The following is a 26,038-nucleotide window of genomic DNA, read 5'->3' as shown; positions in this document are numbered from 1 at the left end:
GAAATGGCGGCCGCAGGCTTTTACCGCATCGCCCTGGGCGTGGAATACAAAGGCTCGCGCTATCGCGGCTGGCAGCGCCAGGCGTCGGGTGTGCCGACGGTGCAGGAAACCCTGGAAAAGGCCCTGTCTAAAGTCGCTGACTCGCCGGTGTCGCTGATGTGCGCCGGGCGTACCGATGCTGGCGTGCATGCCTGCGGCCAGGTGGTGCACTTCGACACCCAGGCCGAGCGCACGATGAAGGCGTGGGTGATGGGCGCCAATATCAATTTGCCCCATGACGTCAGTGTCAGTTGGGCCAAGGTCATGCCTGCGCACTTTCATGCGCGCTTCAAGGCCATTGCCCGGCGCTATCGTTATGTGATCTACAACGACCAGATCCGCCCGGCTCATCTCAACGAAGAAATCACCTGGAACCACCGCCCGCTGGACGCCGAGCGCATGGCCGAGGCCGCGCAGCACCTGGTCGGTGTACATGATTTCAGCGCGTTCCGGGCGGGCCAGTGCCAGGCCAAGTCGCCGATCAAGGAAGTCCACCACCTGCGGGTCACGCGCCACGGCAAGATGATCGTGCTGGATATTCGTGCCGGTGCGTTCCTGCACCATATGGTGCGCAACATTGCTGGCGTGCTGATGACCATCGGCACGGGCGAGCGCCCTGTGGAATGGGCCAGGGAAGTGCTGGAAAGCCGCATCCGCCGTACCGGCGGGGTGACGGCGCATCCGTTCGGGTTGTACCTGGTGGATGTGGAGTACCGCGACGAGTTCGAATTGCCGGAACGTTTTATCGGGCCACACTTCCTCACAGGTTTCAGCGAACTTGGCGGCTGACGCCCGGAAAAGCATTTGTTACCATCCGGGACTTTCTCGGCCCAACCCCTGAGGTTTCCACGACATGCCAGCCGTTCGCAGCAAGATTTGCGGGATTACCCGCATAGAAGACGCGCTGGCGGCAGTCGAAGCGGGCGCGGACGCCATCGGTTTCGTGTTTTATGCCAAGAGCCCGCGGGCGGTTAATGTATTGCAGGCGCGGGCGATCATCGCCGCGTTACCGCCGTTCGTGACTACGGTGGGCTTGTTCGTCAACGCCAGCCGCTGCGAACTCAATGAGACCCTGGATGCCGTTGCGTTGGACATGCTGCAATTCCACGGCGACGAAAGCCCCGACGAGTGTGAGAGCTACCAGCGTCCGTATATCAAGGCGCTGCGGGTCAAGGCCGGAGACGATGTCGCCGCGGCCTGCGCCATCTACACGGGCGCTCGCGGGATTCTGCTGGACACCTATGTCGAAGGCGTGCCGGGCGGTACGGGTGAAGCGTTTGATTGGTCACTGATTCCCGAAGGCTTGAGCAAGCCGATCATCCTGGCGGGCGGGCTCAATCCCGCGAACGTTGCGGCCGCTATCGAACAGGTGCGCCCGTACGCCGTGGATGTCAGCGGTGGAGTGGAGCAGGGCAAGGGCATCAAGGATCACGGCAAGATCCGCGCATTCATGCAGGCTGTGCGCGGGATGTGACGGCTGGCAGTCTGCCGCCGTCCATAACTACCACTGTGTAAAACAGCCCGGCGCCGCCTGTAGGTGGCCCGGAAATGAAGTGGCAACCTTGCGCTGGCAGGTTGTCTGGAAGGCTGAGGATGCATGCGGGAAATGGCTGGTCGAACGTCTGACCCCGTCCAGCATGTGTCATCGCCACATATGAATTTAGCTCAAGGGCATACGCGGGGCTGTGTTCAAGCCACCGGTACTGGAGAAAGAAAGCATGAGCAACTGGTTAGTAGACAAACTGATCCCTTCGATCATGCGTTCCGAGGTGAAGAAAAGCTCGGTTCCTGAAGGTCTGTGGCACAAGTGCCCATCCTGCGACGCGGTGCTGTACCGCCCGGAGCTGGAAAAGACCCTGGACGTTTGCCCCAAGTGCAATCACCACATGCGCATCGGTGCCCGCGCCCGCATCGACATCTTCCTGGATGCCGACGGCCGTGCCGAGCTGGGTGCTGACCTCGAGCCGGTTGACCGTCTCAAGTTCCGCGACGGCAAGAAGTACAAGGATCGCCTGACCGGCGCGCAGAAGCAGACCGGTGAGAAAGATGCGCTGATCTCCGTCAGCGGCAAGCTGCTGGGCATGCCGGTGGTAGTTTCGGCGTTCGAGTTTTCCTTCATGGGCGGCTCCATGGGCGCCATCGTCGGTGAGCGCTTTGTTCGCGCCGCCAACTACGCCCTGGAAAACCGCTGCCCGATGATCTGCTTCGCTGCCTCCGGTGGTGCGCGTATGCAGGAAGCCCTGATCTCCCTGATGCAAATGGCCAAGACCTCCGCGGTACTGGCGCGTCTGCGTGAAGAAGGCATCCCGTTCATCTCCGTACTGACCGACCCGGTCTACGGCGGCGTTTCCGCCAGCCTGGCGATGCTGGGCGACGTGATCGTCGGCGAGCCAAAGGCCCTGATCGGCTTTGCCGGCCCGCGTGTGATCGAGCAGACCGTGCGTGAAAAACTGCCGGAAGGCTTCCAGCGCAGCGAGTTCCTGCTGGAGCACGGTGCGATCGACCTGATCATCCCGCGTGGTGAGCTGCGTCCGCGCCTGGGTAGCCTGCTTGCGCAAATGATGGGCCTGCCGACGCCTGTATACGTCGCGCCAAAGGTAGAGCCAATCGTCGTACCGCCGGTGCCTGCAAACCTATGACCCAACGTACCCTGGGCGAATGGCTCGCCTACCTTGAGCAGTTGCATCCGTCCGCCATCGACATGGGCCTGGAGCGCTCGCAACAGGTAGCGGCCCGCCTCGGGTTGGGACGGCCGGCACCGCGTGTGATCACGGTGACCGGCACCAACGGCAAAGGCTCCACCTGTGCCTTTGTCGCGGCGCTGCTGCAGGCCCAAGGGCTGAAAGTGGGCGTCTACAATTCTCCGCACCTGCTGCGTTATAACGAGCGGGTGCAACTCAATGGCGTCCAAGCCACTGATGAGCAACTCTGCGAAGCCTTCGCCGCGCTTGATGCCGGGCGTGGCGAGACATCCCTGACCTACTTCGAAATGGGCACCCTGGCGGCGTTCTGGCTGTTCGAGCGTGCGCAGCTGGATGTGGTGGTACTGGAAGTCGGCCTGGGTGGGCGTCTGGATACGGTCAACGTGGTGGATGCCGATCTCGCGCTGGTGACCAGTATTGGCGTGGATCATGCCGATTACCTGGGGGATACCCGTGAGTCGGTGGCCTATGAAAAGGCTGGGATCTTTCGCCAGGGCAAGCCAGCCCTGTGTGGTGACCTGGACCCGCCGCATACCTTGCTGGACAAGGTGCGCGAGCTGGATTGCCCGTTCTTCCTGCGTGGGCGTGAATTCAATCTCGAGATCGGCGAGCAGCACTGGCAATGGCGCGGGCGGGATGCGCGTGGCCAGGTTGTAGAGCTGCGCGATTTGCCGCTGTTGAATCTGCCGATGGAAAACGCCGCGCTCGCTCTGCAAGCCTACCTGTTGCTGGATCTGCCGTGGGATGTCGAGCAGATCGCTGCGACATTGCTGGCGACCCGCGTGGTGGGGCGCCTGGATCGGCGTGTATTCGAATGGGAAGGCAAGCGCCTGAACCTGTTGCTCGACGTGGGGCATAACCCTCACGCCGCTGAATACCTGGCGCGCCGCCTGTCGCGCACGCCGCCGGTCGGTCGTCGTCTTGCGGTATTCGGGCTGCTGGCCGATAAGGATCTGGATGGCGTGGTTGCGCCATTGTTGGGCGATGTCCAGGCCTGGGCGGTCGCACCGTTGGATTCGCCGCGTAGTCGTCCGGCTGTTGAGCTGGAACAGGCCTTGCAGAACCTTGGCGCGCCGGTGGCGTCGTATGCAAGCGTCGCCGTTGCCCTTGAAGCGCAGTGCGCGGTTGCCACGCCTGACGACGAAATTCTGTTGTTCGGATCATTTTATTGTGTTGCCGAGGCGCTTGAGTGGTTGGCCCGGCGCTCCACGGAGGAAGCTGCACATGGCATTACTGGATAGCGCATACAAGCAGCGAATGGTTGGAGCCCTGGTTCTGGTGGCATTGGCGGTGATTTTCCTGCCGATGCTGTTTTCCCGTCAGGACGAGCAGCGCCAGGTTGTGGTTGAGGCGCCGGCTGCGCCCCAGGCGCCGGTGGTGCCTCAAGTGCAGGTGGAGCCGGTGGTGGTACCTGAGCCGCAGGCCTTGCCTGAGGAAGAGCCGGTGCCGACCGATGAGGAAGTGGCCGCGCAAGCCGCACCGTCGACGCCGGTGCAGCCAAGTGTGCCGGTGGTCAAGCCTGCGCCGGCGCCCGTCGTGGCGGCCAAGCCTGCTGCGCCGGCACCTGCGCCCAAGCCTGTAGCGCCGCAGCCGGCCGCGCCGGGCAAGCCGGATGTGGGCCAGAGCCGTATTGATCCGAATGGCCTGCCGATCAGTTGGTCGATCCAGCTCGCCAGCCTGGCCAATCGCGAAAGCGCCGAAGCCTTGCAGAAAAAACTGCGCGCTCAAGGCTATAACGCCTACATCCGCAGTGCCGATGGCAAGAACCGGGTGTTTATCGGGCCGTTGATCGAGCGTGCCGAAGCGGATCGCCTGCGCGATTTGTTGGGGCGCCAGCAGAACCTCAATGGTTTTGTGGTGCGGTTCCAGCCTGAGCGCGGTTGAATAGCTGCCGCCTCCGGTTGGCAATGCGGTTCAAATGTGGGAGCGGGCTTGCTCGCGAAAGCGGTGTTTCAGTCGCCAAATGTTCTGGCTGACCCACCGTATTCGCGAGCAAGCCCGCTCCCGCACTCGTTTTAAAGTGGGGTTGAAATTGGATTCCTTCGCCACAAACTACTGATTTGCAAGGCGCCGACAATCACAGCTTACCGACAGCCCAGCGCTCTGCTAAAATGCGCCGCCTTATCCGTCTGTAGGCTGCACTGTGCCATTTACCTGGGTTGATTGGGCGATCGTTGCAATCGTCGCCATCTCCGCTTTGATCAGTCTAAGCCGCGGCTTCGTAAAAGAAGCACTGTCGTTGCTGACCTGGATTATCGCAGGAGTCGTAGCCTGGATGTTCGGTGGTTCACTGTCGGTCTACCTGGCCGGATACATCGAGACACCTTCGGCTCGCGTCATTGCGGGCTGCGCCATCATGTTCATCGCCACGCTGCTGGTGGGGGCAATGGTCAATTATCTTATTGGCGAGTTGATACGTGTCACCGGCCTTTCCGGGACCGATCGATTCCTCGGCATGGCCTTCGGCGCCGCGCGTGGCGCGTTGCTGGTGGTTGTGGCAGTCGGGCTGTTGAGCCTGGGGCCGGTACAGCAGGATTCGTGGTGGCAGGAGTCGGTACTCGTGCCAAAATTTCTATTGGTTGCGGATTGGTCCAAGAACCTCATTCTGGGGTGGAGCAGTCAGTGGCTGGCCAGCGGAATCAGCGTACCCGCTGATCTTCCGTTCAAGGAACACCTCTTGCCGGCCAAAACGCCTCAGTAAGCTGTGTTCAGTCAAGATTCATTAAGTAGGGGTTGCGTCGCATGTGTGGCATCGTCGGTATCGTCGGTAAGTCGAACGTCAATCAGGCGCTGTATGACGCGCTAACCGTCCTCCAGCACCGCGGCCAGGACGCTGCCGGTATTGTGACCAGCCACGACGGCCGGTTATTCCTGCGCAAGGACAATGGTCTGGTTCGTGACGTGTTCCATCAGCGTCACATGCAGCGCCTGGTCGGGCACATGGGTATTGGCCATGTGCGTTACCCGACTGCCGGTAGCTCGACTTCGGCCGAAGCTCAACCGTTTTACGTCAACTCGCCTTACGGCATCACCCTGGCGCATAACGGTAACCTGACCAACGTTGAACAGCTGGCCAAGGAGATTTACGAATCTGACCTGCGCCACGTCAACACCAGCTCCGACTCGGAAGTGCTGCTCAACGTGTTCGCTCACGAGCTGGCCCAGCGCGGCAAGCTGCAGCCGACCGAAGAAGACGTGTTCGCCGCCGTCACCGACGTGCACAACCGTTGCGTGGGTGGCTACGCCGTCGTGGCGATGGTGACCGGTTACGGCATCGTCGGTTTCCGTGATCCGCACGGCATCCGTCCGATCGTGTTCGGCCAGCGTCACACCGACGAAGGCGTCGAGTACATGATCGCTTCCGAAAGCGTCTCCCTGGACGTGCTGGGCTTCACCCTGATCCGCGACCTTGCGCCGGGCGAAGCGGTGTACATCACCGAAGACGGCAAGCTGCACACCCGTCAGTGCGCCGTGGCACCGAAACTGACCCCTTGTATCTTCGAACACGTCTACCTGGCGCGTCCGGATTCGATCATCGACGGCGTTTCGGTCTATAAGGCGCGCCTGCGCATGGGCGAGAAGCTGGCCGAGAAGATCCTGCGCGAGCGGCCTGAGCACGATATCGACGTGGTGATCCCTATTCCGGACACCAGCCGTACCGCTGCGCTGGAGCTGGCGAACCACCTGGGCGTCAAGTTCCGCGAAGGCTTCGTGAAGAACCGCTACATCGGTCGTACCTTCATCATGCCGGGCCAGGCAGCACGCAAGAAGTCGGTGCGCCAGAAGCTCAATGCCATTGAGCTGGAGTTCCGCGGTAAGAACGTGATGCTGGTGGACGACTCCATCGTGCGCGGCACCACCTGCAAGCAGATCATCCAGATGGCTCGCGAAGCCGGTGCGAAGAACGTGTACTTCTGTTCGGCAGCCCCAGCCGTGCGTTATCCGAACGTTTACGGCATCGACATGCCGAGCGCCCACGAGCTGATCGCCCATAACCGCACGACCCAGGACGTAGCCGACCTGATCGGCGCCGATTGGCTGATCTATCAGGATCTGCCAGACCTGATCGAAGCGGTCGGTGGTGGCAAGATCAAGATCGAGCAGTTCGACTGCGCCGTGTTCGACGGCAAGTACGTAACCGGTGACGTCGATGAGGCCTACCTGAACAAGATCGAGCAGGCGCGTAACGACTCGTCGAAGATCAAGACCCAGGCGGTCAGCGCGATCATCGATCTGTACAACAACTGAGTAGACACCGGCCCTGAGGGGCCGGTTTTGTATCTTAAATAAAGAATTGAGTAAGGAGTCGCAGCATGAGTCAGGAATGGGATGCCGGTCGGTTGGACAGCGACCTCGATGGCGTAGCTTTCGATACCCTGGCTGTGCGCGCCGGTCAGCACCGCACGCCGGAAGGCGAGCACGGCGACCCGATGTTCTTCACGTCCAGCTATGTGTTCCGCACCGCTGGCGATGCAGCTGCGCGTTTTGCCGGTGAAGTGCCGGGCAACGTCTATTCGCGTTACACCAACCCGACCGTGCGGGCGTTCGAAGAGCGTATTGCGGCCCTGGAAGGTGCTGAGCAGGCGGTGGCGACGGCGACTGGCATGGCGGCGATCCTGGCGGTGGTGATGAGCCTGTGCAGCGCTGGCGACCATGTGCTGGTGTCACGCAGTGTGTTCGGTTCGACCATCAGCCTGTTCGAAAAGTACTTCAAGCGCTTCGGTATCGAAGTGGACTACGTGCCGTTGGCGGATCTGTCCGGCTGGGATGCGGCGATCAAGGCCAACACCAAGTTGCTGTTTGTCGAGTCGCCCTCCAACCCGCTGGCCGAGTTGGTGGACATTGCCGCGCTGTCCGAAGTGGCTCACGCCAAGGGCGCGATGCTGGTGGTCGACAACTGCTTCTGCACGCCTGCATTGCAGCAGCCGCTGAAGCTGGGTGCGGACATTGTCGTGCACTCGGCCACCAAGTTCATCGACGGCCAAGGCCGTTGCATGGGGGGTGTGGTTGCCGGTCGCGGTGAGCAGATGAAGGAAATCGTCGGCTTCCTGCGTACCGCCGGGCCGACCCTGAGCCCGTTCAATGCCTGGATCTTCCTCAAAGGCCTGGAAACCCTGAGCCTGCGCATGAAGGCCCATTGCGCCAACGCCCAGGCCCTGGCCGAGTGGCTGGAGCAGCAGGACGGTATCGAGAAGGTGCATTACGCCGGTCTCAAGAGCCATCCGCAACACGAATTGGCCCAGCGCCAGCAGCGTGGTTTCGGGGCGGTGGTGAGTTTCGAAGTGAAGGGTGGCAAGGACGGCGCCTGGCGCTTTATCGATGCCACACGCCTGATCTCCATCACCGCCAACCTGGGGGACAGCAAGACCACCATCACGCACCCGAGCACCACCTCCCACGGGCGCCTGGCGCCGCAAGAACGTGAGGCGGCCGGTATCCGTGACAGCCTGATCCGCATCGCGGTGGGCCTGGAAGATGTGGCTGACTTGCAGGCTGACCTGGCTCGCGGGCTGGCGGCCTTGTGATCGAGTGGTCCTTGGAGGCGGCGGCAGCCAGTAACGGGCGCGTCGCGCTGGTGACTGGCGCGGCGCGGGGTATTGGTCTCGGGATTGCCGCGTGGCTGATCAGCGAAGGCTGGCAGGTGGTTCTGACTGACCTGGACCGTGAGCGCGGTTCCAAAGTATCCAAAGTGCTGGGCGAGAATGCCTGGTTTATCAGTATGGACGTGGCCGACGAGAAGCAGGTTGCGCAGGGCGTTGCCGAGGTGCTTGGGCAGTTTGGGCGCCTGGATGCGTTGGTGTGCAATGCGGCGGTGGCCGATCCGCGCAATATCACATTGGAAAGCCTTGATCTGGCGTATTGGAATCGTGTGCTGGCGGTCAACCTGAGTGGGCCGATGTTGCTTGCCAAGCACTGTGCGCCGTACCTGCGTGCCCATGGCGGTGCCATCGTCAACCTGGCGTCGACCCGGGCCCGTCAATCGGAGCCGGACACCGAAGCCTATGCGGCGAGCAAGGGCGGTTTGTTGGCCCTGACACACGCCTTGGCGATGAGCCTTGGGCCGGAAGTGCGGGTCAATGCGGTCAGCCCGGGTTGGATCGATGCGCGTGATCCTGCCGCACGGCGCGCCGAGCCTTTGACGGACGCTGACCACGCCCAGCATCCAGCGGGCAGGGTTGGCACGGTGGAGGACGTCGCGGCGATGGTGGCGTGGCTGTTGTCGCGTCAGGCCGGGTTTGTCACCGGCCAAGAGTTTGTCGTGGACGGTGGCATGAGCAAGAAGATGATTTACAGCGAGTAGGGCAGGTGGCCGTCTTGAAGTAATTTTGTCTTTTTCAGAAAAACTTCAAGCAGGCTATTGACTTAGGTCCGTTACCTGCGTAAATTTCGCGGCCTCAACGAAGCAAAGGGTGATTAGCTCAGCTGGGAGAGCATCTGCCTTACAAGCAGAGGGTCGGCGGTTCGATCCCGTCATCACCCACCACTTCTTGAGAGTTTTGCCCTAGGGCAAGACGCAACGTAAAGGTTGCACCGACGCGCAGCGGTAGTTCAGTCGGTTAGAATACCGGCCTGTCACGCCGGGGGTCGCGGGTTCGAGTCCCGTCCGCTGCGCCATATTTTCCAGGCTTGATTTTTCGGGCTTGAGATTGAACAACCAAGGTTGATCAATCAGATGTTTAAAGACAGTTGAATGTTTGCGTTCAACTGGTCAAGCGATACGCAGCGGTAGTTCAGTCGGTTAGAATACCGGCCTGTCACGCCGGGGGTCGCGGGTTCGAGTCCCGTCCGCTGCGCCATATCTGCATCAAGGCCCACTGAACGCCTTGAAGCACAAAGAAAGCCTCTGGCTACTTTGATCCGATAGCAAAGACCCTGGTCGAAAGACCGGGGTTTTTTGTGTCTGCGATTTTATTATATGTGGGGGCGGGCTTGCTCGCGAAAGCGGTGGATCAGTCAATAAGTCTGGTGACTGACACACTGCATTCGCGAGCAAGCCCGCTCCCACACAAGCCCGTTCCCACAGTTGGATTCGGTCAGAATCCCAGCTTATCCCGCAGCCCGTAATACCAGGCTCCCAGTGCTGCGAATGGTGTGCGTAACAGCTGTCCACCCGGGAATGGGTAGTGCGGCAGGTCGGCAAACGCGTCAAAGCGCTCTGCCTGGCCTCTCAGTGCCTCCGCCAATACCTTGCCCGCCAGGTGCGTGTACGTCACACCATGACCACTACAGCCCTGGGAGTAATAGATGTTGTCGCCCAGGCGACCTACTTGCGGTAAGCGCGACAGGGTTAGTAGGAAATTGCCGGTCCAGGCGTAGTCGATCTTTACATCCTTGAGCTGCGGGAACGCCTTGAGCATCTTCGGACGGATGATCGCTTCGATATTTGCCGGGTCGCGCGCGCCATACACCACGCCGCCGCCGAATATCAGGCGCTTGTCGCTGGTGAGGCGGTAGTAGTCGAGCAGGTAGTTGCAGTCTTCGACGCAGTAATCCTGTGGCAGCAACGTTTTTGCCAGTTCGTCCCCCAGTGGGGCTGTGGTGATGACTTGGGTGCCGCACGGCATCGACTTGGCCGCCAGCTCGGGCACCAGATTGCCCAGGTAGGCGTTGCCCGCGACAATGATGAACTTGGCCCTGACCTTGCCCTCGGCGGTGTGTACCACCGGATTGGCGCCGCGCTCAATGCGCAGTGCAGCGGATTGCTCATAGATCGTACCGCCGAGTGACTCCACGGCCGCGGCTTCGCCCAATGCCAGGTTGAGCGGGTGGATGTGCCCGCCGCTCATGTCGAGCAGGCCGCCAACATAGTTGTCACAGGCCACCACCTCACGGATGCGGCGCTCGTCCAGCAGTTCCAGCTGGGTATGGCCATAGCGCTCCCACAGGCGCTTCTGCGACTCCAGGTGGCCCATGTGCTTGCTGTTGAGCGCGGCGAACACGCCGCCGTCTTTCAGGTCGCACTGGATCTGGTATTTGGCGACCCGCTCGCGAATGATCTTGCCGCCCTCAAACGCCATCTGCCCGAGCAACTGCGCCTGCTTGGGGCCGACACTGCGTTCGATCACGTCGATGTCGCGGCTATAGCTGTTGACGATCTGCCCGCCGTTGCGCCCAGACGCGCCAAACCCGACCTTGGCGGCTTCCAGCACCGTCACGCGAAAGCCGTTCTCCAGGAGAAACAACGCGCTGGACAGGCCGGTGTAACCGGCGCCAATCACGCATACATCGGTTTCGACGTCACCTTGCAGTACCGGGCGCGGCGGAACCGCGTTTGCGGACGCGGCGTAATACGACTGGGGGTAGGGGGTGTTCGCCATCCTGGAACCTCTGTTTTATATTTTTTACGAGTGCGCCGATCCTACCTGAGTTGAAAATTGCCTGCCAGCCACCCGAAAACCACGGGTCTACCCGGCGCAAATAAAAAATTCGCATATTCATAGGGTTAGCTGCAAAAAAGATGTTGACACCCCTCCGGAATTCCGTAGAATGCCGCCTCACAGCAGGCACGTAGCTCAGTTGGTTAGAGCACCACCTTGACATGGTGGGGGTCGTTGGTTCGAGTCCAATCGCGCCTACCAAACAAAATCCGCTCTGCTGGGCGGTGTGAAGGGGAATCCGAAAGGGTTCCCCTTTTTCTTTGCCTAAGAAAACGTTCACAAATTATAGGTTTCGTTCACACAAGGCAATGTGAACGTGGATTCATGCCTGCCTCTGTTCACACTCAAATTTGTGAACGACTCTACCTAACCCATTGATATACATGGCTCGTTCACTATCTTGTCTAGGTGGTGGTACGTTCGCAGGCTCACTCCCTTGCCCGTTGCTCGTGCCTCGCAAGGGCAGGCTTCTAACCAACTGAGCTACGTGCCTGCTGTGAGGCGGGTACGCCTGTCGGCCACGCTCAACGCCCTACGCTCTGTGGTGAATCCTGAACGCTCTGTGTGCTGCTGTAGGGCTGGCGGGGGCGTCTCTCTAGGGGTGGGGCAGGGGGTGTGGGGTGGGGGGCTTATATATGCAATGCTGGTTTTAGCAATCTAGAAAAAATTACCTGTTCTGGTCATCTGGTTAATTTGCTAGCGATCTTAAGTGCCGCATGCATAAGTTGAATCGCTTCTTGGTATTGCTCTGCGTAACCCTGGTTTCTGAGAACACCTTCGGGCCTGAAGTCTTGTACGACCGCGTCTATTAACCCATAAAATGTAACAATATCAGTAGCTACCTTAGGAGGTAGGACACCTATTTTTTCAAGGTGAGCTTTGTAAATTTTGTTGTAGTCTTCAGGTATTGTGAGCAATGTGGTTTCAGTGTGCTCGGTGAAAAATGTATTATTATCGTGATGGAATTTTCGATCTCTCTGGTTATCCGCTTCTAATTCTTTGTGGGTACTAATGAGGCCTTTCAAATATCCGCGAAGTTCTATTATTCCGACCAAATAAGAAATTTCAGCAATCAACGCTGCCTGCACTGCTTGGGTTGCCTTTCTGGCGCGCCACCATCCTCCTACCGCCAAGGGTATGTAGGCGAGTAGGGCGCCTGCAATGGTTGACCAAAGGGGAATCCAAGGACTATTTCCCCCTACTAGCTCTTTAAGCTCTCTAACAATACGAACGTAGTGGAGCAATTCTTCCGGTGCTAGCGTATCCATAGTACAAACTCCTGACGATGCGTAGAAGATACTCGACACCAAGGTAGTATGGAAGTTGGCTGTTGACTTTTCAGGCGTTCAAGGAGATTAATATAAGTGGGAAACGGCCCTAGCAGCTGCTGAACTGTACGTCTCAGAGAGCGGGGCGCCTCATTGTGAGTAGGGTCATAGCGAACCTTCAATGGTGTAGTGGTGGCTTGAACGCTGAGAGGACCGAGCCGGTGGTTTGTAAACAGGTCGAGGTGCCACCCTCAGAGGTGGATCGCTTACCCCTTCTGGCGTGGTTAGGAGGGCAGGTGACTGGTAGCTGAACTATCAGGCGTAGAGGGCTTGGCCCCTATGAAGAACGGCCAGTGTGGTAACGCATTGAGCACCCCTGAGGGGCATAGGCTTCACGCCTAATCTATACGGTCACAGTGCCGTGGCCAATCTACCTCCTTGCCTTTAGGATGCAAAATGCAGACGATTGTGGCATCTCAAATTATTCGCTATGTAGCTGTGTTCGTTTTCATAATTGTCGCCTTGATAGGTTTTGATCGGAGCTATAATCGAAAGTATTACGCGTGTATTGACTATCTGGAAAGCTTGAGGGGGAGTGATAAGATCAGCAGCGCCGGAACATGCGCGACTCAAGTTAAATAAGTTAAAGGTCATACTGTTAGGTCAATGCGCCCCTCCTGTCTTAATAAATAATTATCTTGGTTTGCTGTCTACGAGCTTCATTCGTCGAATGTCTGCGTCATATTCTTCCTTAATGCGCTTGTCGATTGCAATTTCACGCTCAGCCTCTAATTTACGTGGGCGTCCCACAGGTCTTACGCCTCCAGTTACCTTTAACATCTCCTTAACGGCACTGATGTTTCCATTGACTAGCTCTTGTTTCAATATCTCAATTGATTTGTCATGCCAATAGATGCGGTGTTCCTCTTTCCATCCTTGTTCTTCTGCGTAAGTGTCAAGAGTAATCATGCTGACGCCTAAGCGCTTAGCTAGTACGCAATGTGAGTTTGTCTCAATGTATTCTGTCTTGTCTTTATCTGTTAGGTTCATTGCTTGTCTCTGTGTTTAATTATGGTCGTTAGAGTTTATGAATAGCGGACGCTCTCTCAATTTCCTCTAGTGAACATCTTGATAGATAGCCTACTGCTTGAAGAGAGATGCCATGATTATATGAGATGTAATACAGCGCTTGGTGGTCCTTACGCTTAGCAATAATCTCTTTGGCTAAACCCCTTCGTATGGTGATGCTATGAATTACGAAAGAGGTTAGATCAGGTATTCGAATGTTATCACTGTCTGACATTGTGTTGTCCTGGGTAAGTTGTCTTAACGTCACTGCGTGACAGAAGCAAAAGCAAGAGCACGCCACGGAGTGGCATACGCATAAAGAAAGATCAAGAGCGATACACTGGTAGATGCTCTGCTTTTGATTTTCTCTTTTAATGCGTGCTCTTTGTCGGCTCTGCCGACGTTGCTTTTGCTTCTAAGCATAAGATTGGTAGTCTTGTATGCTTTAAAAGATCAAAAATCCTTAAAGGTCTTTAAGAGAAAATGATCTCAGTATTGACGCCGTTGATCTATGATATATCTATATCTTTAGGGGAGCCCCTCTACAGGCCACGTAATACAAGGGGGTTTAGCGATTTGGTGACAAAGAAATGCACTTTTCTTGTCACTAAATTTCTAGCCAGTTTTCTAGCATGGTTTTCATTCGCTCACTAGCAACCAAGATGCTCATAGGGTTGTGAGTTCTTATCGACCCTCTGAAGATGAATTGAAGCATGTAGCCTAGTGCATATTTCTCAGCGTCAATCTCAATGTCCAAGGTCTTATAATGTTGAACTATTGAGACGTTCGGGTAGACATTGTAGGCGTATATGCAATTGGTCCTGTCTGCAAAGTCGTTGGTTGCTCTAGTATTCCAAGGAACGAATGTCCTGTGTTTGGAGCCGTCTTTGTTATCTAGGTCAGTCTGCCAGCGCTTATGAGTCATAACCTTTAATTGTTGGTACGGAGTTGAGCCTATTGGTGCCGTCCAGAAGTATGCACCCTTCGGCATACTCTTCTGTCTAGCATTCTCTAGGCTCGCACCAAGCACTTTCAGTGACTCACTATCAGCATTTTCAAACCATGAGTAAGAGAATGTATGTGGTGCATACATACCTCTGTCATCTCTCTGTATCTCTAGCACCTTCTTGGGCGTATTGATAATGCTGAGCTTGGATTTGATAATGCGCTTGATCTCCTCCTCTGAGCGTAGTCCTTCTGGGTAGTAGGGCGTGTAGCTCAGCTTGTTAACTTTCAGCCATGCAGCCATTAAGCTACCCTCAAAAAGGTAGGTTAGAATGGTAGCGGTCTTGGCAGCATCAATGACGCAAGGAGGTGTTCGAGCAATGAAGATACTATCTCCATATAACCATAGAGAGCCTATATCGCATTTGTTCTTTACTGAAAGGTCACGACCTTTATAGTTTGGATACTTTATGTGGTTCCATTCTACCTTACCGCTTTCAGCAATGTTAATCATGCCAGCCTCGGCCAGGGCTGTAATGTCTTGAGGGTGGTACTCTTTCCAGACTTCGATCATATCCATCGTTTCATCAATGATTAGGTGGTAGTCATTCTCATAGATGATTTGTACTGTGTCCTTATCAATGTCCTCGAATAGCGCATGGGTGCATGCAATATTGTGTCCGGCAGTGAGAAGGTTTTTGAGGTGTGAAGCCTTGCTAAGGGAGTTCGTGCCAGGAGCCTTGAAGTCTAGTGCGGGCAGTTCTAGTTGGATGCGCCCTTTGGTCTTTCCGTCACCCACTTCGCTAAGGTAAGGAGATACGAATAGCCAGCGCTTATCTGAATTTGTGCGGATATGGTCGAATACCCAAGTGGTTTTTCCTGCTCCACATATTGCGTCAACTACTCTTATCAATAGGTAGCTCCGATTGTTGTTTTTGTAATTGTCTTATGTTGTCAGTGCGGTAGAGGTGTGTGGCTAGATGTTTATATTTTTAAATGTCCCATGGGTTACTTGGGTTCAATCAGTTTCCCTTCTGTGATTAAGTTATCTATCGTTCGGGTGATATGTCTAGCGTCTGTGAAGGTGCCTTCAAGCTCTACAGGGAGCGAGTTGCTACCATGAACAGACAGCACCTGATATGAGCCATATTGAGTCATGCCATACTCACTCCCTTTGTAGTCCCTAGTGCCTGAGATGAGTTTGTTCTTTTGCTCAATGCTACAGTCGATAGCACCTAGGGCTGAGCGACGCTGTTCTAGTGATTTTACTTCTGCTGGTGTCAAGTCTACTGCTTTCATAGTTATTCTCCTTGGTTGTACATTGCACGAATGGCTGCCATCAGTTCCGCTTGCTCTTTTGAAGTGGCCCCTGTGAGCATGGATTTAGTGGTGCCTGTAATATTTCCAAACGCATCACGTTGGACAATGCTTTGCTTGGCCTGCTGAGCAGATGAGTTATATGCGTTGTCCAAGTCAGTAAGCTGTCGAACAAGGGGGTCTGCTTTATAAAGCTCGTCTCGTACCTTCTGCTTAGATGTCTTCCACTGTGCTAATGCATCCTTAGAGGAAGTCAACGGATTGCCTCTAGGTGCAGGAGGTTCCTCGACCAACTGATAGCCACGCTCGATTAGATCCGTCAAAACCCCCATGGGAGTATTGCCAGTGCGGCGAGCCAGTTCGTTAACTTCATTCATTGTAATTGTGTTCATTGGTCATACTCCAGGGGGATTGTTTTAAATTGATTGCGATATGAAGATCCAAGCCTTACCTTTCGGATGGCTATGAGTTCGTGCTTTACTAGATATTGAATGACTCGGCTGCATGCACTTGGTGATTTTCCCGATGCAGAAGAAAACTCATTAACGGAGATTTCACACCAGCGTGAGCCATCGTTGCTATTGTTTCTAATCATCAAGTACAGGAGTTTTCGGTCTGTTGTGTTAAGTTTCATAGCTTTGCTTCCTATAATTTTTTCGATTTCCATCATTACTCTCTCTTTAGAAAACCTCTTCAATATTACAATGGTTGTGGAGCTCGCCGCTCAGGCAAACAAAAAGACTGCTATCCATTTGGCCCTTTGAAAGCAGCTAGGAGGAAGCAATCTTTATACTGGTATAAGCTATACTGTTTTTTGAGAGAAAACTCTACATGGATTCTCAAAATTAATGTCTACCCGTAACTCTCAGCTACACCCATTCCTTTACTCACTGCCACTGTAAGCCCCTATAAGAGGCTACAGGCTTGCATGGCTATATGGGGGCAGTTGATTGTCTATCGTTGTTCCTGTGCGTTTGCAGGTGGCTTAATCAATGAGATGAAGTACATCCTTCGCATTCAAGTGAGAGTATCTAGCCACTGATCTCGTATCTCTGTGCCCCGATACAACCATTATCTGAGCGTTGTTGAATCCCTTCTTGGCTACATTGGTTATACGTGTATGTCTTAACTGGTGAAGCCTCACGCTACAGTCGAGTCCTGCTTTGTTCCTTGCCAGCCTAACGGCCTGTGACACAGCATGAGGCGTCACAATAAACAGTCTTCCTCTGTGTGCCTTGTTTGCTACAGCCAGCCTCTGTGCCTCTTTCAATAGCTCTATGGCACGCATGGTCAAGGGCACAGACCTAGTGCCGTTCTTACCATCCACTACATCCGCAATACGTTCATCCAGGTGAAGGCATTGGGTTGTGAGCTTGAGTATTTCTGAGCGCCTCATGGCTGTCTCATAGGCCAGCTCCACGATTAGGGCCATGGTGGGGGAGAGCTTGTTGAGCAACTGTCTAAGCTCGCCAGCACTGATTACCTTGTCGCTCGACTTGTCGGGCTTGGGTAGGGCTATGTCACTTACGGGGTTGTGTATGTCTATGAGCAGGCCACGCTTAGCGAACCTGAAGAAACGAGACATGAACGCTAGCTGTATGCGACAGGTAGCAGGCTTGACCGTTTGTAAGCGCTTCAGCTTGAAGTCGTTGACTAGCTGAGGGGTGATGTCATGAATTGGCTGAGGGAAGGCAGCAAAGAGCTGGTCAACAATCTTGATTGCATGGTCATAGCTACCCTTGCCCTTCAGCATGGTTTCGCAATAGGTCACGCCAAGCGTGTACAGGGTGTGCGTCTGATGCGTCTTGGTGACAGCCTCCAACTGATCTGCCCATGCCTGGGCCAATGCCTTAGTAGGGAATGTTTTGGATTGCGGGGGACTTCCTCTCAACCGAACCTGAGCGTTCCAATTGCCAGAGGGAAGGGAGCGAATGTTAGCCATGATTGACGCCTCATAATGTGAATGGGCGTTTCCTTAGGGCTATAGGCTACGGGGCCTAGCGCCTAGCATGGTGGCTCTTGACATGGTGGGGGTCGTTGGTTCGAGTCCAATCGCGCCTACCAAACAAAATCCGCTCTGCTGGGCGGTCTAGAAGGGCTCACCGAAAGGTGGGCCCTTTTTTGTTGTCTTGATTTTTTGCGCGGCGTTACGCCTTGGCACGTCTCGCAAGATCCACCGCCGCAGTGATAGCCGCCCGAGATTGCGGGCTGTTTTTCCGGCACGTCGAACCTAACGCTGCTTAGGCTTGCGCGAGGATGCCACCGACATCTGACGCCCCTGGTTCGGCCAGGGATTGGATGCCCATTTGCTCCAATCGGGCAGCCACAGTGGGACCTACGCCCTTGAGCGCAAGCAATAGGCATCTTTCTTCCGGTGAAAACGGCATCCGCAAAATCCTTTTTTCGGGTGTCGGGTATTTGGGCTTACTGATCAGTCAGCAAAAAAGCTGAGCCACCGATAGCAGGCAGATGATCTGTACAACCATCTGGCAGCGGATCTCACCATTCGTTGTCGCCATACCCATTTGTCCGGCGTACATAGTGAATTACCTCTTCGTCAGCAAAGCGAAGCAGCGAAATACGCTGTCGCTCCAATGAGTATAGGTCCTGCGCCGGATTCGTCACTGTTGTCGCGATCACGGGGGGCGGCCCTGGATCGGTCTTGAATTGCCGACAAAATTTATTGGTGTGCAGCAACAATTTTTCTTGTTGGACACCTCCCCATCCCAGACAGCAAAGTTGCCGCCACTGACGCTCGACCTTCCGGGTCAACAATAAAAAACCGAGCCGACTGCCCGCCACATTCTTGCTGCGAACCCTTTGTTCGCATCCTGCTGTAATGGCGCCGCAGCGCGCACATAAGGACTTCATCGTCATGCAAACTGTTGTGAACCTATGGCCGTTGATCGGCGTACTTGTCATCGTGGTTGGCTTTGTCTTGCGCTTCAATCCGCTGCTGGTGGTCACCGCTGCCGCCATCGCGACCGGGCTTGCTGCCCATTTTCCCTTGGAGAAAATCCTCGCCAGCATGGGTGAAGGTTTCCTTCAGACCCGCGCCCTGCAACTGATTCTTTTATTACCCCTGGCCGTGATTGGGCTGCTGGAACGCCACGGTTTGCGCCTGCATGCGCAGAACTGGATCGCACGGTTCGAACGTGCGACCGTCGGGCGACTGTTGATCATCTATTTGTTTGTGCGCGAATCCACTGCAGCCATGGGGCTGACCAGCCTGGGCGGGCATCCACAGATGGTGCGGCCGCTGCTGGCGCCGATGGCGGAAGGTGCGGCGGAAAAACGCTACGGCAAACTGCCAGACAAGGTGCGCCACAAGGTGTTGGCCATGTGCGCGGCGACCGACAACGTTGGGCTGTTTTTCGGTGAAGACATCTTTGTCGCTTTTGGTGCCATCGCGCTGATGCACACCTTCCTGCTCGGCTCCGGAATCGATGTGGAGCCGCTGCATATTGCCGTGTGGGGCATCCCTACGGCGATCTGTGCCTTCATCATTCACGCGATCCGCCTGCACCGATTCGACCGCCGGCTCACCCGTGAGCTGACGCCGGTCGCTACCGCCGTGGAGGCCGCGCAATGATTATCTCCATTCAATACCTGTACTGGCTGGCCGGTGTGCTGTTGCTGATCACGGCGGGCATGATCGTGTTGGATCGCACCCATCCCAAGCGTTGGTCCAGCGCGTTGTTCTGGCTGCTGTTCGCCATTCCGTTCCTGGTCGGCGAGCGCTTGCCGTCGGTGGTTATCGGCGTCGGTGTGGTGGTGATGGCGTTGATCGCAGGCTTGGGCGGTGTCGGGCGAGGAGCCCATGCCGAACTGCATGACAAGGCTTCCCGTGCCAGCGCCGGTCGCCTGGGGCACAAGCTGTTTATCCCGGCACTGGCCATTCCGTTGACCACGGTAATTGGCTCGGTATTGCTCAAGCACACCGAGATCGGCGGTGTACCGTTGCTGGACCCGAAAAACACCACCTTCGTGTCTCTCGGCATCGGCTGCCTGATCGCCCTTGGCCTGGCGTGCTGGCTGACCCGTGATACCCCGGTGCAAGCCTTGCGTGAATCCCGACGCCTGACCGAAGCCCTGGGCTGGGCCATGGTGCTGCCGCAGATGCTGGCGATGCTTGGGCTGTTGTTCAATGAAGCGGGGGTCGGCACTGCTGTGGCTCACGTCACCACCACCTACATCAACCTGGATTTCAAGTTGGTGGCGGTGATGGTCTATGTGCTTGGCATGGCGTTGTTCACGGTGATCATGGGGAACGGCTTCGCCGCGTTTCCGGTGATGACCGGTGGTGTCGGCGTGCCGGTACTGGTTGGTATCTACGGCGGCAACCCTGCGGTGATGGCGGCCATCGGCATGTTCTCCGGTTACTGCGGCACACTGATGACGCCCATGGCGGCCAACTTCAATATTGTGCCCGCCGCGCTGTTGGAGCTGCCGGACAAGAACGCGGTGATCAAGGCGCAGTTGCCGACTGCGTTGATGATGCTGGTGGTCAATATCGTCCTGCTTTATCTGTTGATGTGAGGCGAAGATGCGAACGCTACTGCTGACGGGGTTTGAGCCCTTTGATCAAGCCCCGGTGAACCCGTCCTGGGAGGCTGCGCGCCAGCTGGACGGGATGCTGCTGGACGACGGTGTGCAGATTGTTGCGCGCCGCTTGCCTTGCGCATTTGCCACGGCGGGTGACTGCCTGGCCCAATTGATTGCCGAGCTGCAACCTGTGATGGTCATTGCGACTGGGCTGGGGCCTGGGCGCAGTGATATTTCCATCGAGCGGGTGGCGATCAACGTCAACGATGCGCGCATCCCCGATAACCTGGGCGCGCAGCCTATCGACACTGCTGTCGTGGTGGGCGGTCCGGCGGCGTACTTCAGTACGTTGCCGATCAAAGCGATGGTCAAGGCTGTGCGCGAGGCGGGGATTGCGGCGTCGGTTTCGCAGACGGCGGGGACGTTTGTGTGCAACCAGGTGTTTTATCTGTTGCAGCATGCACTGGTGGGGACAGGGATACGTAGCGGGTTTGTTCATGTGCCCAACCTGCCTGGTTCGGGCGAGCCAACGATGGCGCTGTCGACCCTGGTCGAGGGGTTGCGGGTCGCCGTGCTGGCTGCTTGGAAAACCTCGGTGGATGTCGTTGAGGTCGGCGGTCGGGTGAGTTGATGAGGTCTTGCTGATTCTGCGTGAGAAACCCTAGGCTCGACTACAGTTCAGGAACATTCCTGTTCTGGACGATTCGCCATGATCAAGTATCCCAAGTTCATGTCTGTGGTGTTGTCACTGGCCTTGTCTGCGGGTAGCGCTATTGCCTTGGCTGATCCGGGCAATGGCAAGGGCGGCGGTAATAACAAGGGGCATGACCAGGGTGGGCAGGGGCATGATAAATCCAAGGGCAAAGGTGCTCCGGATGCTCGCGGCCCCAGCATCGACCGCGGCGGTGTACTCAATGTGCTGGTGGGGCATCGGGACTACTGGAGTCCAGGCCCTGCATTGCCCCCCAGCATCCAGAAAAACCTGGCGCGCGGCAAGCCCTTGCCGCCAGGGATCGCAAAAAAACTCGATGGTCGTTTAGCCGGCCAGCTCCCCCATTACGATGGGTATGAGTGGCGGCAAGCGGGCACCGATCTGATATTGGTAGCAATTGCTACGGGCGTCATCTATGAAATCCTCAATGGCGCGTTTGACGGACGCTGATGGCTAGCCGATTGGGCGTCCAGGCACCGACAGCGTTTACAAGCACCCAGGTGATCCGTAGATTGCAGCGGGCTGATTGTTTGTTACCGCCCATGAGGAAATTACGCAGTGTCCATCCCCGTTGCCCAGCATTACCGCGCCTTTCTGTTCGATATGGATGGCACCCTGCTCAACTCCATCGCTGCCGCCGAGCGGGTGTGGAGCACTTGGGCGCAGCGTCATGGCCTGGACGTGGCGGCGTTCCTGGCCACCATTCATGGCGCCCGCGCCATTGACACCATCACGCGTCAGGCGCTGCCCGGGGTCGATCCTGAGGTTGAGGCGCAGTGGATTACCGAAGCCGAAATCAACGATGTCGAAGGCGTTGTCGCGATTCCTGGGGCCGTTGCTTTCCTGAGTGATTTACCGGGCGATCAATGGGCGCTGGTGACGTCTGCCCCGCGGGCACTGGCGTTGCGTCGCCTGCAGGCTGCGGGTATTACGCCGCCCGCCGTGTTGGTGACGGCCGAAGATGTGGCCAGCGGCAAGCCGGACCCAGCCTGTTATGTGCTCGGTGCGCAGCGGCTTGGGGTGTCGGTTGAGGACTGCCTGGTATTCGAGGATGCGGCCGTAGGTATTCGAGCCGGGGAAGCGGCGGGTGCGGATGTGATGGTCGTGACGTCGACGCATCTCGAGCCGATGGTGACCAAGCACCCTTCGATAGATGGATATGAACAATTGCAGGCCAGGCGCAACGCTGAAGGTTTGCTCTACGTGCACGGCAGGGTTTTGTAGCCGCCGACGCTCAGGTAGGCGTGGTTCATCAGCTCGCCGTTTTCCGGTGCGCGCGATGAGCTGCGCGCCTGCACAGCTTTCGCTGGACGATCACCTGGATCGGCTTGAGGCAAAACACGAACAGGTAGGTGCACAGGAATAGCCCGAGGTCGAGCCATGAGCTCACTTCGTTACCGAAAGTGCGTTCCGCTTCCAATTTGAGGGCATATTCCATCCCGAGGAAGGCAAGCGCAATCAGCAAGGTTATTGTCCAGGCGCGGGTGGAAATGTGTTGCGTAGAGGTAAGCCTCATCGACGTGCTCCTGAGTGCACTCTGATGGCCGGGGGAAACTCAGGAGGTTCGGCTATGAATCGGCGGACAAGTTCCAAACTTCGATACAGTTTCATCTTTCGCAGGCAATAAACCGGCAGGGCATTCGCGACTCGCGAAAAGTGCGAGCAGGCCCAAGGGGTTTTCGCCAGCCGTTACAGTAAACGAAAGGGCTGGCTACTGAGGGCGCGTCAAGGCGTCTGGTTTTTGTCCGGAGCAGTCAGGCCGGCCTGGATGCGCTGGTAAATCTCTTCGCGATGCACGGCAACATCCTTCGGAGCGTTGATGCCGATTCGTACTTGCTGGCCGCTAACGCCCAGGATGGTGATCGTGATGTCATCACCGATGTTTATGCTTTCACCGACTTTGCGGGTGAGTATAAGCATGGACTTCTCCTTGATTACTTTTAAGGACACATGTTTCAGACAGGGCAGGTGTCGGATGTGTGTAGCTTACTGCTAAGCGCTTCCCTGTGACTGCCTCTTTTAGGACGCATAGAGGCGACATTAATTCCCATGGCGGCATCATACAGGTCTGCGATACATGATTCGCATTGTTTAAGCCAACGTTTATGACGGCCAGAATAGACAGTGAATGATAAAGTTGCCTCTTTATCCTTAAAGGAGCAGGGCAGTGCGTAAAGTAGCGATGGCAATTGCGGTGTTGGCGTTGGCCGGTTGCGGTGAAGGCAAAAGCGTCGATGCCCCCAAGGCCAAGCCTGCCGTGACTGAAAGCCAGCCACAGACCGGTACGATTGCCGCCCAGGAATGGGATGTGCGCGTAGGCCCGCCCGACCACAAGTTGCAGGCCATTACAGACCTGACCGCGTGGTTGCTGGAACATGGTTTCAATTTTTATATCGTGAAGGTCGACGGCAAGGACGAAGTACTGCTGGGGCCATTTGCAACCAAGGCCGAGGCCGAGGCCAAGCAAGCGCTGCTCAACGAGAAGATGGCCCGCGCCAAGAAAACCGACACCGAGTCGCAGGTCATCGAGCACAAGGCGGCGCAGTAACAGACGGCTTGGGCGGCAATCCCGCCCACGTTCAACCGCAGGCTTTCAGGTTTACCGGGCCGACGAATTCATTGCCGCGTCCCATCACGCACGCTACGGTCTGGTTGCGTTGACGCTCCCAGGGTTGCACTGGGTAGGTCTTGTTCCAGGCTTCATACAGTTGGCGATCCTGTTTCGACAGGCGCAAACCGTATTGTTTGCTCATATAGAAGTAAGTCCGCGCAATCATCCCGCGAACCGACGGACGTGGCATGACCTTCTTGGCCTTGAAGTCCACTTGGGTCAGGCATGAGCCGTACTGCCCGCGTTGTACTGGCAGCCAGCCAAAACTGAAGTTGTTGCGGTCGCCATTCACCTCGCCAATGCTTGGCACCAGGTTGTGCAGGTCGGCTTCGGCGCGCTTGAACACGTCATCATGACGCGTACAGTTCTTGCGCCCGCCGTTTTGCCAGCACTGACGCTGATGCCCGATCTGCCAGGCCGGAACGATGTGCTCCCATTCGATACGTGCGGCACGGCTGGCGCTCTTGCGGGGGATGTAACCGCAGGCTTTCAGGTCCACACGGTTGCCGGTGTATTTGCAGCCGCAATAGAACTCGGTGGATTGCGGGGCGTAGAGTTTCCAGGCGACTTTCTTGGCTTCGCTGAACGTTCGCGGTGCTTGCGCCTGGGCGCTAATGGCAAAAAACAGGCAACACACAGCAATAAAACGGGCACTCATTGAATCAATCTTCCTTCGGCACAACCCAGAAAATCTGCACACCACCATCATCCCGGTAGGCGAGGGTGACGTTATCGTTCTCTGCGATTTCCTCGAGCAGGCGCTGCCACTCGTCTTCCGGCTCATCCGGTAGGCGGAAGATCAAGGCTGCCTTCGCTTTCTGGGCATTGGTCGAATTGATGATCTTTTGCACACGCGTCGCCAGGCGTGTGTAGGCATCAGGTGGAGTTGACGCTGCGGAAGAAGACTTTGCCACGGAAGATTCCTTGATAAGCTGTACGTGCGTACAGTATTTAACTGTGCGCAATTTCGCAACTGCTTAAAACTCAGGAAGCCTGATTGACGTCGATAAAGGTGGTTTGGCGCAGGGGTCATTGCGGGGGGAGGCAGGGGCGGTAAACCACCCCTGCCGGTCAATCACCAGGAATCAATATTCCCAGAACATCCGTTGCAGCTCTTTGCTGTCCTGGGTCTTGGTCAGGGCGACCATCGCGAGGATGCGGGCTTTTTGCGGGTTCAGGTCATGGGCGACTACCCAGTCGTATTTGTCGTCAGGTTGTTCGGCATTGCGCAGAACGAAACCGCCGGCATTCACGTGGGAAGAACGAATGATCTGTACGCCTTGTTTACGCAGTTCCTGCAGGGCAGGGACAACCTTGGATGACACCGAGCCATTGCCGGTGCCGGCGTGGATGATGGCTTTGGCGCCAGCCTGGGCCAGCGCCTTGTAGGCGGTGTCGCTCACGTTGCCGTAGCCATAGGCGATTTCAACGTCGGGCAGGCTCTTGATGTTCTTGATGTCAAATTCCGAATCCATGGTGTGGCGCTTGGCTGGCAGGCGGAACCAGTAGGATTTGCCTTCAACCACCATGCCCAGCGGGCCCCATGGGCTCTTGAAGGCTTCGGTCTTGATATTGATCATCTTGCTCACGTCGCGACCCGACTGGATCTCGTCGTTCATGGTCACCAGTACGCCTTTGCCGCGTGCTTCTTTGCTGCCGGCAACGGCCACGGCGTTGTACAGGTTGAGCATGCCGTCCGCCGACATGGCGGTGCCTGGGCGCATCGAGCCGACCACAATGATCGGCTTGTCGGTTTTTTCCACAAGGTTCAGAAAGTAGGCGGTCTCTTCGAGGGTGTCGGTACCGTGGGTGATCACGATACCGTCCACATCCTTGCTATCGGCCAATTCGGCAACACGGCGGCCCAGTTGCAGCAGGTTGTCGTTGTTGATGCTCTCGGACGCAATCTGCATCACTTGTTCGCCACGCACATTGGCGACTTGGCTAAGCTCAGGAACACCGGCGATCAGTTGTTCGATACCGACCTTGGCTGCCTGGTACGTGGCACTGTTGGCCGCGCTGGCGCCAGCGCCGGCGATGGTGCCGCCGGTGGCGAGGATCACCACGTTGGACAGTTTGGTCTTGGTTTCAGCTTCCTTTGCCTGGGCGGCAACGGGGAACAGCAGCAGTAGGGCCAACGCGCCCGGAACAATGTTCTTCAATGCAGATTTCATTATTTTTCTCTCTGGTTTGTGATGAGTGCTGGTGCAGGTTCATCTAGAGCGCTCGGGCGGTTCTGAACGCCGCGAGGTTCAGGGGAACAGCAGGATCTGTACCAGCCTGGACAAGTTTGTGTTCATAAAATAAAGCGTTGATTTTTAAGGGTTTGGTTTGAATTTTTAAGCGACTCGGACGATCTGCTGTCCGGCTTTCCGAACAGCTGGACGTTATCGCGTTCGGTTGTCCGAAAAAATGATCGGATCTTCCTTGGGCGTGTATGACTTCAGCCCAAA

29 protein-coding genes, 4 tRNA genes and 1 pseudogene are annotated in these 26,038 nt (G+C 56.6%); 19 read left to right on the top strand and 15 right to left on the bottom strand.

Annotated elements, in window-relative coordinates; all coding sequences use genetic code 11:
* Positions 1-3 precede the first annotated feature (3 nt).
* The 12 genes from truA (at position 4) to PSH81_RS18095 (ending at position 9,538) form a co-directional block, all read left to right on the top strand.
* Positions 4-828, top strand: coding sequence for a tRNA pseudouridine(38-40) synthase TruA (truA, locus tag PSH81_RS18150; protein WP_192297231.1), 825 nt, complete (start codon positions 4-6; stop codon positions 826-828).
* Between the two features lie 64 nt (positions 829-892).
* Positions 893-1,513: a phosphoribosylanthranilate isomerase gene (locus tag PSH81_RS18145; protein WP_305391231.1), complete on the top strand. Its 621-nt coding sequence runs from the start codon at positions 893-895 to the stop codon at positions 1,511-1,513.
* 244 nt (positions 1,514-1,757) lie between these two features.
* Positions 1,758-2,678 carry an acetyl-CoA carboxylase, carboxyltransferase subunit beta gene (accD, locus tag PSH81_RS18140; protein WP_192296835.1) on the top strand — a complete coding sequence of 307 codons (921 nt, stop codon included), beginning with the start codon at positions 1,758-1,760 and terminating at the stop codon, positions 2,676-2,678.
* Entirely contained in the window at positions 2,675-3,982 is a 1,308-nt protein-coding gene (gene folC / locus PSH81_RS18135; protein ID WP_305391230.1) for a bifunctional tetrahydrofolate synthase/dihydrofolate synthase, read from the top strand. Before accD ends, folC begins: the two co-directional genes overlap by 4 nt.
* Entirely contained in the window at positions 3,966-4,625 is a 660-nt protein-coding gene (locus PSH81_RS18130) for an SPOR domain-containing protein (RefSeq protein WP_226455115.1), read from the top strand. The genes folC and PSH81_RS18130 overlap by 17 nt, the downstream gene beginning before the upstream one ends.
* Before the next feature lie 259 nt (positions 4,626-4,884).
* Positions 4,885-5,442 carry a CvpA family protein gene (locus PSH81_RS18125; protein ID WP_003192538.1) on the top strand — a complete coding sequence of 186 codons (558 nt, stop codon included), beginning with the start codon at positions 4,885-4,887 and terminating at the stop codon, positions 5,440-5,442.
* A gap of 41 nt (positions 5,443-5,483) precedes the next feature.
* Positions 5,484-6,989, top strand: coding sequence for an amidophosphoribosyltransferase (gene purF, locus PSH81_RS18120; RefSeq protein ID WP_017737850.1), 1,506 nt, complete (start codon positions 5,484-5,486; stop codon positions 6,987-6,989).
* Positions 6,990-7,054: 65 nt separating this feature from the next.
* Positions 7,055-8,266: an O-succinylhomoserine sulfhydrylase gene (locus tag PSH81_RS18115; RefSeq protein ID WP_017737849.1), complete on the top strand. Its 1,212-nt coding sequence runs from the start codon at positions 7,055-7,057 to the stop codon at positions 8,264-8,266.
* An 11-nt stretch (positions 8,267-8,277) separates the two neighbouring features.
* Positions 8,278-9,042: an SDR family oxidoreductase gene (locus tag PSH81_RS18110; protein ID WP_124410364.1), complete on the top strand. Its 765-nt coding sequence runs from the start codon at positions 8,278-8,280 to the stop codon at positions 9,040-9,042.
* 107 nt (positions 9,043-9,149) lie between these two features.
* Positions 9,150-9,225 (top strand) — tRNA-Val (locus PSH81_RS18105).
* Positions 9,226-9,279: 54 nt separating this feature from the next.
* Positions 9,280-9,356, top strand: a tRNA-Asp gene (locus PSH81_RS18100).
* A gap of 105 nt (positions 9,357-9,461) precedes the next feature.
* Positions 9,462-9,538: transfer RNA gene (locus tag PSH81_RS18095), tRNA-Asp, on the top strand.
* A 237-nt stretch (positions 9,539-9,775) separates the two neighbouring features.
* Here the strand turns inward: PSH81_RS18095 and PSH81_RS18090 are convergent.
* Complete coding sequence (locus PSH81_RS18090) at positions 9,776-11,059, bottom strand: FAD-binding oxidoreductase (protein WP_192296831.1); 1,284 nt, start codon at positions 11,057-11,059, stop codon at positions 9,776-9,778.
* 184 nt (positions 11,060-11,243) lie between these two features.
* Here PSH81_RS18090 and PSH81_RS18085 point away from each other — a divergent pair.
* A tRNA-Val gene (locus tag PSH81_RS18085) sits at positions 11,244-11,320 on the top strand.
* 479 nt (positions 11,321-11,799) lie between these two features.
* Here the strand turns inward: PSH81_RS18085 and PSH81_RS18080 are convergent.
* The 9 genes and pseudogenes from PSH81_RS18080 to PSH81_RS18040 all read right to left on the bottom strand — a co-directional run bounded on the left by PSH81_RS18080 (position 11,800) and on the right by PSH81_RS18040 (position 18,594).
* Positions 11,800-12,387 carry a hypothetical protein gene (locus PSH81_RS18080; protein WP_305391229.1) on the bottom strand — a complete coding sequence of 196 codons (588 nt, stop codon included), beginning with the start codon at positions 12,385-12,387 and terminating at the stop codon, positions 11,800-11,802.
* Between the two features lie 693 nt (positions 12,388-13,080).
* Positions 13,081-13,437 carry a hypothetical protein gene (locus PSH81_RS18075; RefSeq protein WP_275959246.1) on the bottom strand — a complete coding sequence of 119 codons (357 nt, stop codon included), beginning with the start codon at positions 13,435-13,437 and terminating at the stop codon, positions 13,081-13,083.
* Between the two features lie 625 nt (positions 13,438-14,062).
* Positions 14,063-15,313: a hypothetical protein gene (locus PSH81_RS18070; RefSeq protein ID WP_305391228.1), complete on the bottom strand. Its 1,251-nt coding sequence runs from the start codon at positions 15,311-15,313 to the stop codon at positions 14,063-14,065.
* A gap of 95 nt (positions 15,314-15,408) precedes the next feature.
* Positions 15,409-15,699 carry a hypothetical protein gene (locus tag PSH81_RS18065; protein ID WP_305391227.1) on the bottom strand — a complete coding sequence of 97 codons (291 nt, stop codon included), beginning with the start codon at positions 15,697-15,699 and terminating at the stop codon, positions 15,409-15,411.
* A 2-nt stretch (positions 15,700-15,701) separates the two neighbouring features.
* Complete coding sequence (locus tag PSH81_RS18060) at positions 15,702-16,109, bottom strand: hypothetical protein (protein WP_305391226.1); 408 nt, start codon at positions 16,107-16,109, stop codon at positions 15,702-15,704.
* Positions 16,106-16,387: a hypothetical protein gene (locus PSH81_RS18055; protein ID WP_305391225.1), complete on the bottom strand. Its 282-nt coding sequence runs from the start codon at positions 16,385-16,387 to the stop codon at positions 16,106-16,108. Before PSH81_RS18055 ends, PSH81_RS18060 begins: the two co-directional genes overlap by 4 nt.
* A 315-nt stretch (positions 16,388-16,702) precedes the next feature.
* Entirely contained in the window at positions 16,703-17,659 is a 957-nt protein-coding gene (locus PSH81_RS18050; protein WP_305391224.1) for a site-specific integrase, read from the bottom strand.
* Positions 17,660-17,864: 205 nt separating this feature from the next.
* A pseudogene (locus PSH81_RS18045) lies at positions 17,865-18,104 on the bottom strand (helix-hairpin-helix domain-containing protein).
* A gap of 112 nt (positions 18,105-18,216) precedes the next feature.
* Positions 18,217-18,594, bottom strand: a complete 378-nt coding sequence (locus PSH81_RS18040; protein WP_192297247.1) for a hypothetical protein — start codon at positions 18,592-18,594, stop codon at positions 18,217-18,219.
* Here PSH81_RS18040 and PSH81_RS18035 point away from each other — a divergent pair.
* From PSH81_RS18035 to PSH81_RS18015, 5 genes are all read left to right on the top strand, one after another.
* A complete protein-coding gene (locus PSH81_RS18035; protein WP_192296830.1) occupies positions 18,593-19,309 on the top strand; it encodes a DUF969 domain-containing protein in 717 nt (238 codons plus the stop codon). The two genes, PSH81_RS18040 and PSH81_RS18035, sit on opposite strands and share 2 nt — an antisense overlap.
* Entirely contained in the window at positions 19,306-20,256 is a 951-nt protein-coding gene (locus PSH81_RS18030) for a DUF979 domain-containing protein (protein ID WP_192296829.1), read from the top strand. Before PSH81_RS18035 ends, PSH81_RS18030 begins: the two co-directional genes overlap by 4 nt.
* Before the next feature lie 7 nt (positions 20,257-20,263).
* Positions 20,264-20,893, top strand: a complete 630-nt coding sequence (gene pcp, locus PSH81_RS18025) for a pyroglutamyl-peptidase I (RefSeq protein ID WP_226455117.1) — start codon at positions 20,264-20,266, stop codon at positions 20,891-20,893.
* Between the two features lie 78 nt (positions 20,894-20,971).
* The gene (locus tag PSH81_RS18020; RefSeq protein WP_305391223.1) at positions 20,972-21,424 is read left to right on the top strand and encodes an anti-virulence regulator CigR family protein; all 453 of its coding nucleotides are present in this window, start codon (positions 20,972-20,974) and stop codon (positions 21,422-21,424) included.
* A gap of 153 nt (positions 21,425-21,577) precedes the next feature.
* Positions 21,578-22,198: an HAD-IA family hydrolase gene (locus PSH81_RS18015; protein WP_230412710.1), complete on the top strand. Its 621-nt coding sequence runs from the start codon at positions 21,578-21,580 to the stop codon at positions 22,196-22,198.
* 28 nt (positions 22,199-22,226) lie between these two features.
* Here the strand turns inward: PSH81_RS18015 and PSH81_RS18010 are convergent, their stop codons facing one another.
* Positions 22,227-22,490 carry a hypothetical protein gene (locus PSH81_RS18010; RefSeq protein ID WP_192296825.1) on the bottom strand — a complete coding sequence of 88 codons (264 nt, stop codon included), beginning with the start codon at positions 22,488-22,490 and terminating at the stop codon, positions 22,227-22,229.
* Between the two features lie 209 nt (positions 22,491-22,699).
* Positions 22,700-22,894, bottom strand: coding sequence for a carbon storage regulator CsrA (csrA, locus tag PSH81_RS18005; RefSeq protein ID WP_003192511.1), 195 nt, complete (start codon positions 22,892-22,894; stop codon positions 22,700-22,702).
* Positions 22,895-23,156: 262 nt separating this feature from the next.
* On the opposite strand from csrA, the gene PSH81_RS18000 reads away from it, so the two are divergent.
* A complete protein-coding gene (locus tag PSH81_RS18000; protein WP_226455223.1) occupies positions 23,157-23,522 on the top strand; it encodes an SPOR domain-containing protein in 366 nt (121 codons plus the stop codon).
* Positions 23,523-23,553: 31 nt separating this feature from the next.
* On the opposite strand, the gene PSH81_RS17995 is transcribed toward PSH81_RS18000, so the two are convergent.
* The 3 genes from PSH81_RS17995 to PSH81_RS17985 all read right to left on the bottom strand — a co-directional run bounded on the left by PSH81_RS17995 (position 23,554) and on the right by PSH81_RS17985 (position 25,759).
* Positions 23,554-24,243, bottom strand: a complete 690-nt coding sequence (locus PSH81_RS17995; protein WP_192296824.1) for an endonuclease — start codon at positions 24,241-24,243, stop codon at positions 23,554-23,556.
* Positions 24,244-24,247: 4 nt separating this feature from the next.
* Positions 24,248-24,499: a DUF1654 domain-containing protein gene (locus PSH81_RS17990; RefSeq protein WP_192296823.1), complete on the bottom strand. Its 252-nt coding sequence runs from the start codon at positions 24,497-24,499 to the stop codon at positions 24,248-24,250.
* A gap of 171 nt (positions 24,500-24,670) precedes the next feature.
* Positions 24,671-25,759 (bottom strand): asparaginase, encoded by a 1,089-nt coding sequence (locus tag PSH81_RS17985; protein WP_226455120.1) that lies wholly within the window; start codon positions 25,757-25,759, stop codon positions 24,671-24,673.
* Positions 25,760-26,038: the final 279 nt, after the last annotated feature.

The organism is Pseudomonas sp. FP2335, assembly GCF_030687535.1.
Taxonomy (GTDB): Bacteria; Pseudomonadota; Gammaproteobacteria; order Pseudomonadales; family Pseudomonadaceae; genus Aquipseudomonas.
Note: the sequence above shows the minus strand (reverse complement) of the source record. Positions and strands in the feature narration are given on the sequence as shown.